At 51.5% G+C, this 15,559-nt stretch carries 11 protein-coding genes; 5 read left to right on the top strand and 6 right to left on the bottom strand.

What is annotated here, in order from left to right; genetic code table 11:
- Positions 1–319 precede the first annotated feature (319 nt).
- Entirely contained in the window at positions 320–2,701 is a 2,382-nt protein-coding gene (locus tag FH974_RS06465; protein WP_047883507.1) for a YgiQ family radical SAM protein, read from the top strand.
- A 153-nt stretch (positions 2,702–2,854) separates the two neighbouring features.
- On the opposite strand, the gene FH974_RS06460 is transcribed toward FH974_RS06465, so the two are convergent.
- The 3 genes from FH974_RS06460 to FH974_RS06450 all read right to left on the bottom strand — a co-directional run bounded on the left by FH974_RS06460 (position 2,855) and on the right by FH974_RS06450 (position 5,914).
- On the bottom strand, positions 2,855–3,013 hold the full coding sequence (locus FH974_RS06460) for a hypothetical protein (protein ID WP_047883506.1): 159 nt from the start codon (positions 3,011–3,013) through the stop codon (positions 2,855–2,857).
- Positions 3,014–3,083: 70 nt separating this feature from the next.
- Positions 3,084–4,916, bottom strand: coding sequence for a sensor domain-containing diguanylate cyclase (locus tag FH974_RS06455; RefSeq protein WP_047883505.1), 1,833 nt, complete (start codon positions 4,914–4,916; stop codon positions 3,084–3,086).
- A gap of 248 nt (positions 4,917–5,164) precedes the next feature.
- Entirely contained in the window at positions 5,165–5,914 is a 750-nt protein-coding gene (locus tag FH974_RS06450) for a YggN family protein (RefSeq protein WP_242551857.1), read from the bottom strand.
- 183 nt (positions 5,915–6,097) lie between these two features.
- Between FH974_RS06450 and FH974_RS06445 the strand changes: the two genes are divergently transcribed.
- On the top strand, positions 6,098–6,577 hold the full coding sequence (locus tag FH974_RS06445) for a LabA-like NYN domain-containing protein (RefSeq protein ID WP_047883504.1): 480 nt from the start codon (positions 6,098–6,100) through the stop codon (positions 6,575–6,577).
- Positions 6,578–6,814: 237 nt separating this feature from the next.
- Here the strand turns inward: FH974_RS06445 and FH974_RS06440 are convergent, their stop codons facing one another.
- Positions 6,815–7,495 carry a cation efflux transmembrane domain-containing protein gene (locus FH974_RS06440; protein ID WP_207103579.1) on the bottom strand — a complete coding sequence of 227 codons (681 nt, stop codon included), beginning with the start codon at positions 7,493–7,495 and terminating at the stop codon, positions 6,815–6,817.
- Between the two features lie 188 nt (positions 7,496–7,683).
- Here FH974_RS06440 and FH974_RS06435 point away from each other — a divergent pair, with 188 nt between their 5' ends.
- The 3 genes from FH974_RS06435 (at position 7,684) to aqpZ (ending at position 10,554) form a co-directional block, all read left to right on the top strand.
- Positions 7,684–8,562, top strand: coding sequence for a LysR family transcriptional regulator (locus FH974_RS06435; RefSeq protein WP_047883502.1), 879 nt, complete (start codon positions 7,684–7,686; stop codon positions 8,560–8,562).
- A gap of 189 nt (positions 8,563–8,751) precedes the next feature.
- Positions 8,752–9,621 (top strand): UDP-2,3-diacylglucosamine diphosphatase, encoded by an 870-nt coding sequence (locus FH974_RS06430; RefSeq protein ID WP_047883501.1) that lies wholly within the window; start codon positions 8,752–8,754, stop codon positions 9,619–9,621.
- A gap of 237 nt (positions 9,622–9,858) precedes the next feature.
- On the top strand, positions 9,859–10,554 hold the full coding sequence (gene aqpZ / locus FH974_RS06425) for an aquaporin Z (RefSeq protein WP_047883500.1): 696 nt from the start codon (positions 9,859–9,861) through the stop codon (positions 10,552–10,554).
- Between the two features lie 124 nt (positions 10,555–10,678).
- Here aqpZ and ydiJ read toward each other — a convergent pair whose 3' ends face one another.
- Positions 10,679–13,744, bottom strand: coding sequence for a D-2-hydroxyglutarate dehydrogenase YdiJ (ydiJ, locus tag FH974_RS06420; RefSeq protein WP_207103578.1), 3,066 nt, complete (start codon positions 13,742–13,744; stop codon positions 10,679–10,681).
- A 285-nt stretch (positions 13,745–14,029) separates the two neighbouring features.
- On the bottom strand, positions 14,030–15,541 hold the full coding sequence (locus FH974_RS06415) for a bifunctional NUDIX hydrolase/phosphatase PAP2 family protein (protein ID WP_084712438.1): 1,512 nt from the start codon (positions 15,539–15,541) through the stop codon (positions 14,030–14,032).
- Positions 15,542–15,559: the final 18 nt, after the last annotated feature.

Raw genomic sequence — 15,559 nt, 5'->3', positions numbered from 1 at the left:
CGGTTCGTCTTTTATTCATGCCCGGCAAATCTTCTGCACATCCCAACCAGCCTCAGCGCGTTTGTTAGTAGGCGAGCATTGTTCCGTCACACCCGTCAAACCGACGTATAGTTAACTGACTGCGAAATTATCTGGTGCGAAGCAGCTCTGTAAGTTGGTTTTCATGACTGCAGAAAAAACCGTAAAAACCACACTTAACGCCAGAGAAAAACCGTAAAAATAATAGGTTTTACCGGCTTTCAACCCCTTACAGATTAAGGGCTAGATAGTTGTTTTGCGAGGGGCTATAATTCCCGCCTTCAAAATTTGAGGTCAATCTATGCGCACTGAAGTAACACCTATTAACAGCTATCCGAAATACTGGGCGGAATGCTACGGCACAGCCCCTTTCCTCCCGACGAGCCGGGAAGAGATGGACGCCCTAGGCTGGGATAGCTGCGATATCATCATTGTTACCGGTGATGCTTATGTTGACCACCCGAGTTTTGGTATGGCTGTGATTGGCCGGGTACTGGAAGCGCAAGGCTTCCGCGTCGGTATTCTGGCTCAGCCGGACTGGAACTCAAAAGAACCGTTTATGGCTCTGGGCAAGCCAAATCTGTTTTTCGGTATTACCGCCGGGAACATGGATTCCATGATCAACCGCTACACCGCTGACCGTAAACTGCGTCATGATGATGCGTACACCCCAAATAACGAGGGTGGCAAACGTCCTGACCGCGCAGTACTGGTGTACTCTCAGCGTTGCCGTGAAGCCTACAAAGATACTCCGATTGTGTTAGGGGGTATTGAAGCCAGCCTGCGTCGTCTTGCGCATTACGATTACTGGTCTGACAAAGTTCGCCGCTCGGTACTGTTTGACGCCAAAGGGGACATCCTGCTGTTTGGTAACGCCGAACGCGCCCTGATTGAAGTCGCGCACCGTCTGGCTGATGGTGAAGATATCACCACCATGACCAACATTGCCGGTACTGCCGTTATTCTCAAAGAGCTGCCAGCCGGTTACAAAGAGATTGACTCCAGCCGTATTGAGAAACCGGGCAAGGCAATGCCGATGCCAAACCCTTATGCGACGGAAGAAACCTGCGCGACGAACAAAGACGCCAAAGCCGAAGAAAAAGCAGCCGCTGTGGCTGAAGCCAAGCCATTCACGATTCAGCCATCGCGTCATGACTCAAAAACCACGGCTGTGCGCCTGCCGTCTTACGAAAAGCTGCGTAATGACCGTATTCTGTACGCACACGCCAGCCGAATCATGCACCTGGAAGCGAACCCTTACTCTTCCCGCGCGCTGATTCAGCGTCACGGAGATCGCGAGCTGTGGGTAAACAAGCCGCCAGTTCCGCTGACAACGGAAGAGATGGACTTCGTCTTCGGCCTTCCTTATGCCCGTGTTCCTCACCCGATGTACGGCAAAGCGAAGATCCCGGCGTATGACATGATCAAAACCAGTGTCAACATTATGCGCGGCTGTTTTGGCGGCTGTTCGTTCTGTTCGATTACTGAGCACGAAGGACGGATTATTCAGAACCGCTCTCATGAGTCGATCCTCAACGAGCTGGAAGAAATCCGCGACAAAGTACCGGGCTTTACCGGCACGATTTCAGATTTGGGTGGCCCAACAGCCAACATGTACCGTCTGGGATGTTCTGATCCGAAAGCCGAAATCAACTGCCGTCGTCCGTCATGTATCTTCCCGGATATCTGTAAGAAGCTGGATACCGACCACAAACACACCATTGACCTGTACCGTAAGGCACGTCAGGTGAAAGGCATTAAGAAGATCATGATCGCCTCAGGCGTGCGTTATGACTTGGCCATTGAATCGCCGGAGTACATCCGTGAGCTGGTAACCCACCACGTCGGAGGCTACCTGAAGATTGCACCGGAGCACACCGAGAAAGGAACTCTGGATCTGATGATGAAACCGGGTATGGGTACCTATGACCGCTTCAAAGAGCTGTTTGACAAATACAGTAAAGAAGCCGGTAAGAAACAGTACCTGATCCCTTACTTCATTTCGGCGCACCCGGGTAGTACTGACGAAGACATGCTTAACCTGGCCTTGTGGCTGAAACAAAACGATTTCCAGTGTGACCAGGTACAGAACTTCTACCCGTCTCCGATGTGTAACGCGACGGCGATGTACCACTCTGAAACGAACCCGCTGAAGCGCGTGAAATACAAACAGCGTGAAGATCTGTTTGTTGCCAAGGGCGACCGTCAGCGCCGCCTGCATAAGGCGCTGCTGCGTTACCATGATCCGGCAAACTGGTCGCTGATCCGTGAAGCGCTGCTTAATATGGGTAAAAAGCACCTTATCGGCAGCCGCCCAGAGTGTCTGGTACCGGAAGAAGGCAGCGATGCCGAACTGACGCCAGCGCAACGTCGTGGCTCCAGCCGCCACGGAGCGAAGCGTTTTGCGACCAAACACCCTAACCAGCCGGATATCCGTAAAGACGGACAGCGTGGTCAGGGCAGCAGTCGCCAGGGGCAATCAGCTCGAGGTGGAGACAGCCAAGCCCGTAGCGGTAATGGCCCAGCTCGCGGCGGTAACGGACCAAAAGCCGGTAACAAGCCAGGCGCTTCCAAAGGTCAGGCACAAGGCAATGGCCAAAAGCCAAAGAGCAAAGGTTCGTTCAGCGGAAAACCATCATCCCGCAACGGCAACGGTAAGCCGGCACGAGCGAAAGCACGGTAATCGGCCCGAGTTTTCGGCATCCGTTCGATCACACCAATAAGCAAACAGCCCGCACGATGCGGGCTGTTTCTTTTTGGAATTAACGACCTTGGGTTTTATTTAGCTTTCCGCTCACGGGATGGGTGAATACGTAAATCTCGCATCCGTTTAGCATCAATGTCGCATCAGTTCAGAGGCCATTAGTATCACCACCAGCACGACAATGATCGCACCAAAAACCAGTACCACTTTATGCTGGGTTTTCTCATCGAGGTACTTTACAGCCAAGCCACCGAGCAGCAGCAAAATGACAATCACCGCCAGTTTTAACATCTCTGCCCCTCTAAAATGCGTTCCGTATCTTTAGCTTAGCAAACCGTCCGCCCGAATTTTGCAAGCCGGATCATACTTCAACCTGTGTCATCAGCGATAATTCGGCATACAGTTCAGGCCGGAAATACACCAGCTGATTTTTACCCTGCGCCTTCGCCCGGTACAACACCCGATCCGCCCGGGCTATCGAGATTTCGACATTCTCGGCCACTTTCGCAACACCGATACTCACGGTAATACAGCAGCGTTTAGTCCCGTTGGCGATCAGGGTACTGGCAATGGTTTTACGCAACCTTTCCAGTTTCTGCACCACAGCCTGCTCATTCGGCACCGTCAGCAGCACTGCGAACTCTTCTCCCCCGTAACGCGAAACCACACTGTGCTGGTCAAAACTGTCTTTCAGCACCCCGGCAATACTCAGAATGACCTGATCACCAAACAAATGCCCATGGGTATCATTGATACGCTTAAAGTCGTCGATATCGATCATCGCCAGATAGTAGCAATCAGAGCCGCGACACAGTTGATGGTTGATCTGTTCACGCAGATAAACCTTATTCATCAGGCCGGTCATCGCATCTTTGCTTTGAATGCGCTGGCTCAACATGACGTGATTAAGCGCACTCTGCGCGTAGTTCTGAACAATTCCGGCAAATAACGGGAAGAAAAAGCGCACGTTGTGGACATACAGCAAACCAATCAGCTGGTTTTTCTGCGTCAGCGGAATACGGATACACGGCTGATATTGCACTATTTCGTGTTCAAATCCGGCCTGCTCGTGCGGTGAGACCAGGCGAATCCTCTGCAGTTCTCCTTTCAGAGCCACCACAACCTGCTTTTCTGTGATAACGATCGTGCCATCCGCCGACTCATATTCCTGATTATAGGCATCATGAATGAGCAAGGTGATCCCATTACAGGTCACCAGATCATTCACCATATCCAGCAAATGAGCGGTCAATTCCGAGGGGGTGCTGACATCGTTCAGGTGGCGTCCGTCAAGGTTAATCCGGTACGTGATATAGCCAACCAGCACCAGAATCGCAATCATCCCGACCAGACCGGCAGAAACCGCACCGAGACTCAGGGTACGCTTGATAAGATCTGCCACACTGGTGCCGGACAACACGATCCAGTCATATGATGGCGTAATATCGTACACACTGAATTTAAGCTGGCCATCATACTGATAAGAGCCAATATAGCCACTTCGATGGCCGTCCTGGATTGTCTGGAGCATAGCAGGGGTGACGCTCACCGATGGTGTGCCGACTCTGCTGGGGTCCGGGTGCATCACAATCCGGCCGGTCTGAGCTTCCACGGCGTACACGTAACCACTGTTCAGGGTTTTTAACAGCGACAGATTTTCATACAGGCTGTCAGCATCAACTTCCAGAATCAGGCGGGCATCGTGATCGCCTTCAACGGTAATCACGCGAACCAGAGCCACAGACCACTGTTCGGTACTACTGCTCCAGTAAATCGGAGTGATATAGGTTTCGCCGGGAGCCGCATCGGCATTAAACCACGGCCGCTGCCGGACACCTTCTTCGGCATCCACAATCTGAAAACCGCCGGTTGCATAAAAACTGCCCTTCACCAGCACACCAACCTCCAAAAACTTGGGCTGGTTATCGACCATTTCCTGCGCGGCAGCAATCAGGTGATCAGTATCCCCGCTGTATTGCCACAATCGTTCCAGCAGAAGGAGATGCGCTTCTGCTGAAGAAAAATGCTGCTCGAGATATTCTTTCGCCAGATTCACATTCGCGCTTGCCTGACGAATCGCCTCATCCTTGGTGTGCTTGTACTCTGCGTATCCTACATAAACTAATAAACCGATAACAAAGATAAAAATAGGGAGAATAAGCTTAATTAACGTTTTCGGCTTTATTTTTCTCATCGGTTCTTAATAACCTGCTTCATATTTCTTTTGTGTGGTATTTCAACTTATTGCTGGCGCATATTATCCACAAAATATGAAAAACTGCTTTGATATGTTCAAAGTAGCCTATCAATTAGTGACATATCCCACATTCAGAACGTTAATTACAGGATGGTCATTAAATAAAAAAACACAGGCTGCGAATATTCGCAGCCTGTGTTATCAATAGAACAAACTTTATATTAACAACAAAGACAGTCTCGTTATCAGATCTCGAACATCGGATAATCTTTCAGCGCTGGAATCTTTTCATGTAGCGCCTGCTCTTCCTGAGCCAGTCCCTGCATGGAGTCACACACATTTTCCGCTTTTTCGGCAACATCCGCACTGCGTATTTTAATTTGATTTTCCATACTGGATTTCAATTCCGACATTTTATTTTGAAACTCAGTGAAATTCAGTTCACCATCTTTCATTTCTTCTTTTAATGCCGAAAACACCGCAGACATTGACGCACCACTTAAACGTTGCATCACCTGTTCAAACTCTTCTTTCCAGCTGGTTTCAGCCGTTGTAAAAATATCTGCCGGCATTACAAACTGATCATCCTTGTAGAACTTTTCCCGCGCTTTGAGGGTATATTCGTCCACCAGTTTGTCGACTTCCGTAAATGCCTCATTACTGTCGAAAGCGGATGCCAGCTCGGCAATAACCGATTTAGCCATGCTGCTACCTTCTTCCGCAACCGCGGCCACCTGTGGCAAATATTGCTGAACATGCTGGCTGTAAGCTTCAACAGCTTTTTGCTGGGCATCATCCAGGGTGACTCGTTGCCCATTGATGTACAGCTGATAATTTTCATCAATCAGCACTTTCGGCTGTTGTTCCTGATACAACGAAACGGTGTTGTCGACAATATGAATATCATTCCTGACATCCACCGGGCACGTTTGTGCCTGCGCGCCAAACGACGCTCCTATGACAACCAGAGCCAACATTGAATGCTTAATAGCCATTTCCATAACAAACCGCTTTTTACCTCAAGAATGAACATAATGTCATAAGTTTTACCGCAGTCAACATGCGCTATTTTGCCAGTGATTTTCGCCGGAAACGTAAAGAAATAGTCAGAATGTAAGGGTTACCCTTAATACAGATAGGTATATACTAGCGATTGAATTTGCTAACAGACTAATACCGTGGAAAAAGTAGCCATTTTCGTCGATGTCCAGAACATCTACTACACCGTCAGAGATGCCTATGGGGCTCACTTTGACTACAACGCATTCTGGGCGGAGGCCACCCAAGACCGCACCGTGGTAGCGGCCTACGCATACGCCATTCATCGTGGCGATGAAAAACAACGCCAGTTTCAGAATATCCTGCGTGGAATCGGGTTTGAGGTGAAACTGAAACCGTTTATTCAGCGCAGTGACGGCTCCGCCAAAGGCGACTGGGATGTGGGCATTACCATTGATGTGCTGGAACACGCGCCTGATGTCGACCGTATTATTCTACTTTCCGGTGACGGTGACTTCGACCTGCTGGTTGAAAAGGTACAGTCAAAGTACGGCATTGATGTTGAGATCTATGGTGTACCCGGTTTAACGGCCACTTCACTGATCCAAACTGCGCATGCATTTCGCGAAATCGAAGAGACACTGCTGTTGCAACGGTAGCTGGCTGGGCCGGTTCAAATGGCCGAGTGAAACGAGTGAGAAAAGAGATCGCGCAGACATCCAAGGCTAAATCAGAGTCAACAAAAACATGGGGAGCCTTTAAGGCTCCCCATGTTGATCCTGCTTATCATGACGTGCGTCGGAATGACCGCCTTTTTTCCAGTGTAGCGTGAACTGTTGCTATTAAGTATCACTATTAACAGGAGTGATGTTTGCTCAGTGGCCAGGAGAGATCCCTTAACCGTTCTGCCAGTTGGCTGACATACTCAGCTCATACTGCTCACGACACCTCTTCAGTGCGCCCGCCATCATCTTCAGCGGTACAATCACGAAATACAACGATGCAACTACCACCATCGCCGGGTCGGCGTACACCGCGTATTCTTCCATCCCCACATAGGTCAGCAGAGACGCCACGATAAAGCCAGCCATCACGGCGGCACTGATCACCGTATCCATCAGCCATTGTTTAGACTCGGCTGTCACCAGCGCAGATTGAGCTTTCTTGCCATAGCGCACTATCACCATGTAGGAAGCGATACAACCCACTACGTTTACAACCCCAAACAACAGCGCCAGACCGGCATCAACTTCACGGCCGCCAGATATCATTGCCGATACTGCCGAGCTGAATGAGAGCGCACACATCAGTGCAATAACCAGCCCTTTAAATGCAATTACACCGGGCTCAATCATGCCAAGACGCGGGTTCTTACGCGCTTTTGGTGAACGGATATATGACGCGGCTGCCAGCGAAACAAGGGTAAGCGCCAGGCTGACCAGCGAGTACGCCCCGTCGAACACAATCACCAGCGAGCCCATCCATAAACCGAGCCCGATACCCATCAAGGCGAAAAATAAGGCAGAAATTGTAGAGAACTTTAATAGTTTTCGTTCTAAAGATACATTGCATAGCATATAAACCTCGATGCTAACGATTTTTCGTCAGCTTTTATTCGATTTTGTGGAACTGAAACTAATCATAGCGGGGGTTTTCACATGGTGATAATCACTCAGCGACGAGTTTTTCGTCGCAAGACTCGACAAGGGTGGGTTTTTCAGCAGACAATGTGTTTTGATATAAACAGTTTTCGAGGTTCAGCAAGGTGAAAGTCAATCAACTGGCCATGTTTCTTGCCACCAGCGATACCGGCTCGATTGCCGAGGCAGCACGTAAACTAGGTAAAAGCCGTACCACCGTCAGTTCGTCCCTGAGCGCGCTGGAAGATGAGCTGGGGGTTCAGCTGCTGGAACGCACGGGAAACCAGGTCACGCTGACAGCGGTAGGTGAAGCAATCAAAAACGACTGTGAACGCATGGTGATGATTGCCGGGGATATCACGGCACGCTGCGACCAACATATTAAGGGGGTGGAATCGGTGCTGCGCATCGCCCGGGATGACGCGCTACCGGAGTCATTCTGGCGTCAGTTAATCCACGACATGAGCCAGCATTTCCCCAACACCAGCGTGTCGGTCTATATGGCACCGCCACCGGAGTTGGATGACATGGTCGAACAGAACATGGTCGACATTGCCTACTGCCTGCTTCCGTTCACCCGCCGTATGACCAATAACCACCACATCAAGCTGGGTGAAATCAGAATGATGACCGTGGCCCATAGCGCCCACCCGCTTTCCAAACTTAGTCAGGTGGTGAACTCAGATTTGGCCCGGTACACCGAATTTACCCTGTCGGCCATTGATGACGAGGGCCTTCACGCGGTATCTCCGGCTTCAGGGAATTACATTGCCTTGCCCTTTTATGAGCACCTGCGCAACGCCGTGCTGGACGGAACCGGCTGGTCAAACGTACCGTCAGTGCTGATTAACCCGTATCTGCGGGACGGCAGCGTCAAAGTACTGAATCACGATCAGGCAATGAAATGGCAGTCCTACGGGATGATTCAGAATACTTACAATCAGCAAGGGGGAATCACCCGATGGCTGGCGAACCAGCTGGAACAGTATCTGAACGAGGCCTGATGACTAGCTCTTAGCTGATGGCTGATGGCTGATGGCTGATGGCTGATGGCTGATGGCTGATGGCTCAGCATCAGGTGACATAAGGATGTCACGATAAAACAACGAAACGGTCACCTTAACTGACTAGCGTAAACTCAGAACGGATGATGAATACATTGTCCCTGTCCTGACAGCTAAATGGTAAACACTATGACCGTTTTCTCTCATCGTACACTTTGGCTATCTGATATTCATCTGGGCAACCGCGACTGCAAGGCTGAGTTTCTGGTGCATTTTCTGACCCACAACAAGGCCGACACCCTGATTCTGGTCGGTGACATCGTCGACTTATGGTCACTTAAAAACAAGCACTTCTGGCCGGAGAGCCACAATCAAATTATCCGCCTGATACTCAAACGGGCTGAGCAAGGATGCCGGGTTATCTATATTCCCGGCAATCACGACGGAGCCATCCGCAAATTTCTCGCCTATAACCTCGGCGCGGTAGAACTTTACGATCAGTACACCCACACCACCGCATCCGGCCGTCGGATCCTGGCGCTGCACGGTGACCAATTTGACAGCCTGGTTTGTCACAGTCGCTTCTACGCCATGATCGGGGATCTGGGATACGACGCCCTGCTGTTTATCAACCGCTGGTGGCACCTGTACCGCAAACTGCGGAACAAACCTTACTGGTCATTGGCCGGATACCTGAAAGCCAGGGTCGAGCAAGCCAATCAGGCCATTGAACGCTTTTCCCGTGCTGCGGTAAATTACGCCCGGCAGCAGGAGGTCGACGGGATTATCTGCGGCCATATTCATCACCCGGATATTGTCGATATCGACGGAATACTCTACCTCAACGATGGTGACTGGATTGAAAGCTGTACCTATATGGCGGAATCCCATCAAGGGGAAATTTCCCTGTCACGCTGGACAGACAAACCCCACCGTCTGGCCAGTCACAATGGCTTTCGGGTGGATAAACCGGCTCCTCACCATCGACCAGTCCGACAACCAGAACCGGCGGGCGACCCCATTCTGACCACCCGACGCAAAGCGGATAAAGTCGCCTGAGTATGCCAATCAACCAGACACATACGCACGTGAAGCTGAGTACCTGATGCTCAGTTGTAGCAAGTGTGAAGCAGCATGAAACGACCTGATCACTATACTCAATGCACAAAAGCCAATGCATTAACATCGTTGAATTAAAGGCATTGCTTAAATGTCATTGCTTAATCGTCATTGTTTAATCGTCTTTGCTTAACAAGCATTGCACACCGTCAATGAAACGGATCAGAGGGATTTCACATGCTAAAGAAGCTTATCGCTGAACTGATCGGCACGTTCTGGCTGGTACTGGGCGGTTGCGGCAGCGCGGTCATCAGTGCCGCATTTCCTGACGTCGGAATAGGCCTGCTCGGAGTGGCTTTTGCCTTTGGTTTAACCGTGGTTACCATGGCATACAGTATCGGTCATATCTCCGGTTGCCATCTGAATCCGGCCGTGACTCTGGGGCTATGGTCCGGTGGCCGCTTCCCTGCCAGTGAAGTCATTCCCTATATCATCGCACAGGTGTTGGGGGGCATTGCGGGTGCCTACGTACTCTACTGTATCGCCAGTGGTCAGCCCGGCTTCGACTTGGCCGGAGGGCTGGCTTCAAACGGTTATGGCGATCACTCCCCTGGGGGATACAACCTGATATCAGCATTTCTCAGTGAGTTTGTCATGACCTTCATGTTCCTGATCGTGATTCTGGGCGCGACACACAAACTGGCCACCCCAGCCAATGCCGGGCTGGCAATAGGCCTGGCGCTGACTTTAATCCATCTGATCAGCATTCCGGTAACCAATACGTCCGTCAATCCGGCGCGCAGCACCGGTCCTGCGGTACTGGTGGGTGACTGGGCTCTCAGCCAGTTGTGGTTGTTTTGGGTAGCCCCCTTACTCGGCGCGTTAATCGCCGGTTGGGTGTACAACTGGCTGTCCCCTAATCCGGACGACTAACTCTACCTATTAAATAAACGGGAAACAAAAACGGAAATTAAAAAAAACGGGAAGCCGAAGCTTCCCGTTTTTATCATCGTTATTTAACCCACTTTGAGGGTCAAAACGGGCAAATCATCGACCGTTAGGCCAGACTCACCACTTGCAGTAATGCCTGAACCGGGTGCTTCATCTTGATATGTTCAAAACGTTTTACCTGACTCCGGCAGGAATAACCGGTTGCCATACAACGTTCAGGATCCAGCTGAGCCAGATTCGGCTGCCAGCTCAGGGCATACACCCCTTTTGACACCTCAAGCTTGTCCTTCTCATGCCCGAATGTCCCTGCCATCCCGCAGCAACCGACAGAAACCGGCTGCAATACTGCACCAAAGTGGCGGAAAATGGTGGCCCACTCTTTTTCAGCATTCGGCAGTTTGGTCTTTTCCGTACAGTGCGCAAACAGGTACCAGTTGTCATCCTGCCGGGATGATAGTGCATCCAACTGCGGCAGCAGCGGCAGCAACCATTCATGGGCTGTCAGCACCGCAAACTCACCACGCTTCTCGCCCAGCATCTCGTTGTATTCATCGCGGTAACACAACACCAGCGCCGGATCGACCCCGACCAATGGAATGTTCAAAGCGGCCAGCTGATTCAGAAAATCTGCGGTATTACGCGCGGTTTTAGCAAACTGGCGCAGGAAGCCTTTCACATGCTGCGCTTTCCCGTTAGGCTTAAACGGCACCAGCAGCGGTTTTTTACCCAGTTTTTCAGCCAGCATGACAAAGTCCCGAATGACTTCCGCATCGTAGAAGCTGGTAAACGGGTCTTGAACAATCAGCACATAGTCTTCTCGTTCTCTCTCTGACAATGCCTGCAGCCAGGTCAGGTCAAACCGGGTGGCATGGTGTCCGTCCAGACTTTCGGTCAGAGTCGGCACCGACAGTGGCGGCATGTCTACATAACCGACCGTGTTGGCTGTCAGGGTTTTCATCCACTGTGGACGCATGATGGCGTTAAAGGTCGCTGGCGCTTTGGCCATCACCGGCAGATAGCTTTCAACATACGCCACCAGATAATCTTTCACCGGACGCTGGTAACGGCTGTAATATAGATGCATGAAGCGTGAGCGGAAACTCGGCACATCCACTTTGATTGGACACTGGCTGGCACAGGCTTTACAGGCCAGACAGCCATTCATGGCTTCCATCACCTCATGCGAAAAGTCATAGTCTTTTCGGGTCGCCCCAAAGGTATTTTTGAGCCGGTCGATGATCTCTTTCACCGTTGGCGTGCGGCTCATCAGATCCTGCTCCAGTGTCACCGGATCGATCCCCTGCTGAGCCAGCTGACGCAGCCATTCACGCACCAATCCAGCACGGCCTTTTGGTGAGTGACGACGATCGGCGGTGATTTTCATCGAAGGACACATCGGTGAGCTGGTGTCATAGTTGAAGCACAAGCCGTTGCCGTTACACTCCATCGCCTGCTTAAAGCTATCGCGAATCTTCACCGGAATCTGGCGGTCAAAGTAACCGCGTTTCTGACCTTCCACTTTGACCAGTTCGGCATCACTGTCCAGCGGGGTACAGATTTTACCCGGGTTCATCCGGTTTTCCGGATCAAATGCGGCTTTGATGCGGCGCAGTTCGGTGAACAATTCCTCCCCGAAAAATTCAGGGCCGTACTCAGAACGATAACCTTTACCGTGTTCTCCCCACATCAGGCCGCCGTATTTTGCGACCAGCGCCACCACCTGATCCGAGATGGTTTTCATCAGCAGCTCTTGCTGGGGATCACACAGATCCAATGCCGGACGAACGTGCAGCACACCGGCATCCACGTGGCCAAACATGCCATAGTCAAGGTTGTGACCATCCAGCAACTGGCGGAACTCCACGATGAAATCAGCAAGGTTTTCCGGCGGGACACAGGTATCTTCAGCGAATGCGACCGGTTTTTTACTGCCTTTAGCCGCCCCCAGCAATCCCACCGCTTTTTTACGCATGGTGTAGATTTTCTGAATCCCGGCCAGATCGTCACAGACCTGATAACCGATAATGCCGTTTTGCTTCTCAGCAATCATCTCGTCCAGTCGCGCACACAATGCCGCAACCAGACGCTGGTTTTCTTCCGTGTCCTGACTGGCGTACTCCACCATGTTGATACCGAGCATTTCCTGCCCCGGCACTTCTGCCAGTAAATCGCTGACGGTGTGCCAGACAATGTCTTGCTTAGCCAGGTTCAGGACGCGCGAGTCCACCGTTTCCACAGACAGGGCCTTTGCTTCCACCATCATCGGGGCGTTGCGCAGCGCAGAATCAAAGCTGTCGTACTTAATGTTGACCAATACCCGCGATTTCGGAATTGGCGTCAGGTTCAGTTTTGCCTCGGCGATAAAAGCGAGTGACCCCTCAGCGCCGCACAGTAAACGGCCGATATCAAAACGGTTCAGCTCGTCGTCAAACACGTTTTTCAGGTCGTAACCGGTCAGAAAGCGGTTTAACGGCGGAAACTTATCGAGGATTTGCTGGCGTTTATCCCGACAAACCTGCTCGGCCAACTTCAATGCACGGTTGGCCAGATCACTTCCTTCCGGTAAACGTTGAATCGCCGCCGTTTCCAGCGCCTCCGTCTCCAGTACGGAGCCATCTACCAGGACGGCTTTCACCGAGAGCACATGATCGGAGGTTTTACCGTATTTCAGGGAGCCTTGCCCGGAGGCATCAGTATTGATCATGCCGCCAATTGTGGCACGGTTACTGGTCGATAAATCCGGAGAGAAAAAGAAGCCATGCGGACGCAGGGCATCGTTGAGCTGATCTTTAATCACCCCGGCCTGAACCTTAACCCAGCCCTCTTCCGGGTTAATTTCCAGCACCTTGTTCATATGGCGGGAAATGTCGACCACCACGCCCGGTGTCAGGGACTGGCCGTTGGTACCGGTACCGCCGCCACGGGCGGAGAAGGTAACAGAGCGAAACTCAGCGTCCTGGCCAACCCGGCCAAGCGTGACTAAATCCTGTTCATCTTTTGGGAAAACAACGGCCTGAGGCAGCTGCTGATAGACGCTGTTATCAGTGGCAACTGCCAGGCGGCTGGCATAAGATTGTTCGATATCCCCGCGAAATCCGGCATTTTCTAATGCGCGCAGGAACGACAGAACCACATCATCGGTACTGTCTTGATGTGTCAGTGCAGGTAACATTGCTCTCCTTGTCCAGTTTTCCGACGTATCCTACGACGACTGGCCTCTTTGATAATTATCGGTTCGGGCAGGTCGCCCTTTGCTCTCTACCCTGTGACCGAAAGGTCTGGATAGTCACACTTTACCCCAGTGTTAAAGGGAAAAAAAGCACGAGCCACGCTGCTTTAGCCAGCTCGTAGCAGAATAATACATGGCGGATAAATCAGCGGTCTGGATGATGGCTGTCTATTGAATGAATGTTCATAAAACGAACAGCCATAAAATCATTGTTCATGAAAAGGCCGTTCATTGGTCGCGATCGTCAGGCGCGGGAAAATCAGACTCCGACGATGTAGCCAGCCTGCGTCGAATAAAAGCCGCCCCGCCGATCAGCCAGGCGCTGATCGCCGCGGCACCACATCCTTTTATCGTTAATACAATAAGGCTCACGGTCTGCTGATAAGAGACATAGTTAATCAACCGGTACAGTCCAAACGCCACCAAAGAAATGACCACAAATGCAAGCAGGGTTCGCCCCAGCGAAAGCCTCGTTTTCGGCTCGGTACGGGTGGCATATTCCACTGACAGGAACACCCCCAGCAGACCTCCGAAAATATAGGCAATTTTCGGATCCAGTGTGTAGCTGGCGACAACTCCCACCATGATGGTGGCAAACAACCAGAACCAGCGATTACCCGCAAGCGTTAACGCAGAAACGGAATCTACCCGCCACCAGGCAAATAACGGAATGGTCAGCCCCAGAGCCAGGAGAATACTGACGACGATATCACTGAAGAAATTCACGCCAAACCATACCCGAGCCACACCCAAGCCGCTTACCAGTATCACCACCAACAGCGCCGACAGCACTTTGCCAGCAGCTTTCAGCTTGTGGCTGCTCAGTTGCCAGACCGACATCCAGACCAGCGTCGCCAGCAGCACGTGCGAACTCGGAAAACCGAATCCATTGGCATCAATTTGTTGTAATTGTGGCATCGCAAAATATGGCCGCGGGGCGGTGACGCTGAAATTCAGCAACAATGTCGTAAACAACATCATCACCAAAGCAAACAGCCAGACGAGCAGGTAACGGGTGGGACAAAGACTGGCGATCAGCAATACCAAAAAGACAATGAAAAGCGGCTCTCCAGCAAGATTCAACGCGGAGGCCAGCCCTCCAAAGAGAGACTGGATTTCAGCGGGCCAGCTAGCAACCGCCTGCTGAAAGGTGAGAATCGTCTCCAACTCATACTGATTCATCAGATTCAGCTGCCGGGCGAGGCTGTCATAAAGATCGATGTCACTTTCAGGGGTCGCATTCAGCCAGCCGGTCAGTAACTCAATATCTTTCTGATAGCGGTACTCGGACGCCGGCAAGGTCATCGGGTCAATTAGATATACCCGCTTAACTTCCGTAGCAAAATGGCGCGAGAACCAGGAAGCCACAATCGGATGATCGTACTTGTCTTTGAACGATGAGACCAGGATGGGTTCCTGTGCAACACAGGCATAAATGGCAGCCCTGCCCCGGTTCTGAATCAGGTCCCCAACGTTTACCCGAATCCCTGTTTCTTCCAGCGTTTCACGGGCAGCCGCCTGCTGCGGGGTCTCCCCTTTGTCGATATACCCACCAGGAAGCGAAAACTTCTCCGTGATCACTTCTGCCAGCATCACCAGCTGATCCTGATGGCGGATAACGCAAACCGCTCCCACCAACTTATTCGGATCGGTTTCACTTGCCTTTACGACCGGCACAGAGGCACCGGCTACGCCATGCAGGCTGAACAGGCTTAGCCAACCCAAGAGAATCCAATGCATTACGCCCCAATTTTTCAC

This window comes from Photobacterium ganghwense, assembly GCF_017329545.1.
GTDB classification, from domain to species: domain Bacteria; phylum Pseudomonadota; class Gammaproteobacteria; order Enterobacterales; family Vibrionaceae; genus Photobacterium; species Photobacterium ganghwense.
This window is presented reverse-complemented; position numbering and strand designations above follow the sequence as displayed.

Bases quoted from the DNA above. Each gene is read 5' to 3' on its own strand.
- FH974_RS06455 (WP_047883505.1), bottom strand. From the start codon at position 4,916: ATGAGAAAAATAAAGCCGAAAACGTTAATTAAGCTTATTCTCCCTATT.
- FH974_RS06465 (WP_047883507.1), top strand. From the start codon at position 320: ATGCGCACTGAAGTAACACCTATTAACAGCTATCCGAAATACTGGGCG.
- aqpZ (WP_047883500.1), top strand. From the start codon at position 9,859: ATGCTAAAGAAGCTTATCGCTGAACTGATCGGCACGTTCTGGCTGGTA.
- FH974_RS06430 (WP_047883501.1), top strand. From the start codon at position 8,752: ATGACCGTTTTCTCTCATCGTACACTTTGGCTATCTGATATTCATCTG.
- ydiJ (WP_207103578.1), bottom strand. From the start codon at position 13,744: ATGTTACCTGCACTGACACATCAAGACAGTACCGATGATGTGGTTCTG.
- FH974_RS06415 (WP_084712438.1), bottom strand. From the start codon at position 15,541: ATGCATTGGATTCTCTTGGGTTGGCTAAGCCTGTTCAGCCTGCATGGC.
- FH974_RS06440 (WP_207103579.1), bottom strand. From the start codon at position 7,495: ATGCTATGCAATGTATCTTTAGAACGAAAACTATTAAAGTTCTCTACA.
- FH974_RS06460 (WP_047883506.1), bottom strand. From the start codon at position 3,013: ATGTTAAAACTGGCGGTGATTGTCATTTTGCTGCTGCTCGGTGGCTTG.
- FH974_RS06450 (WP_242551857.1), bottom strand. From the start codon at position 5,914: ATGGCTATTAAGCATTCAATGTTGGCTCTGGTTGTCATAGGAGCGTCG.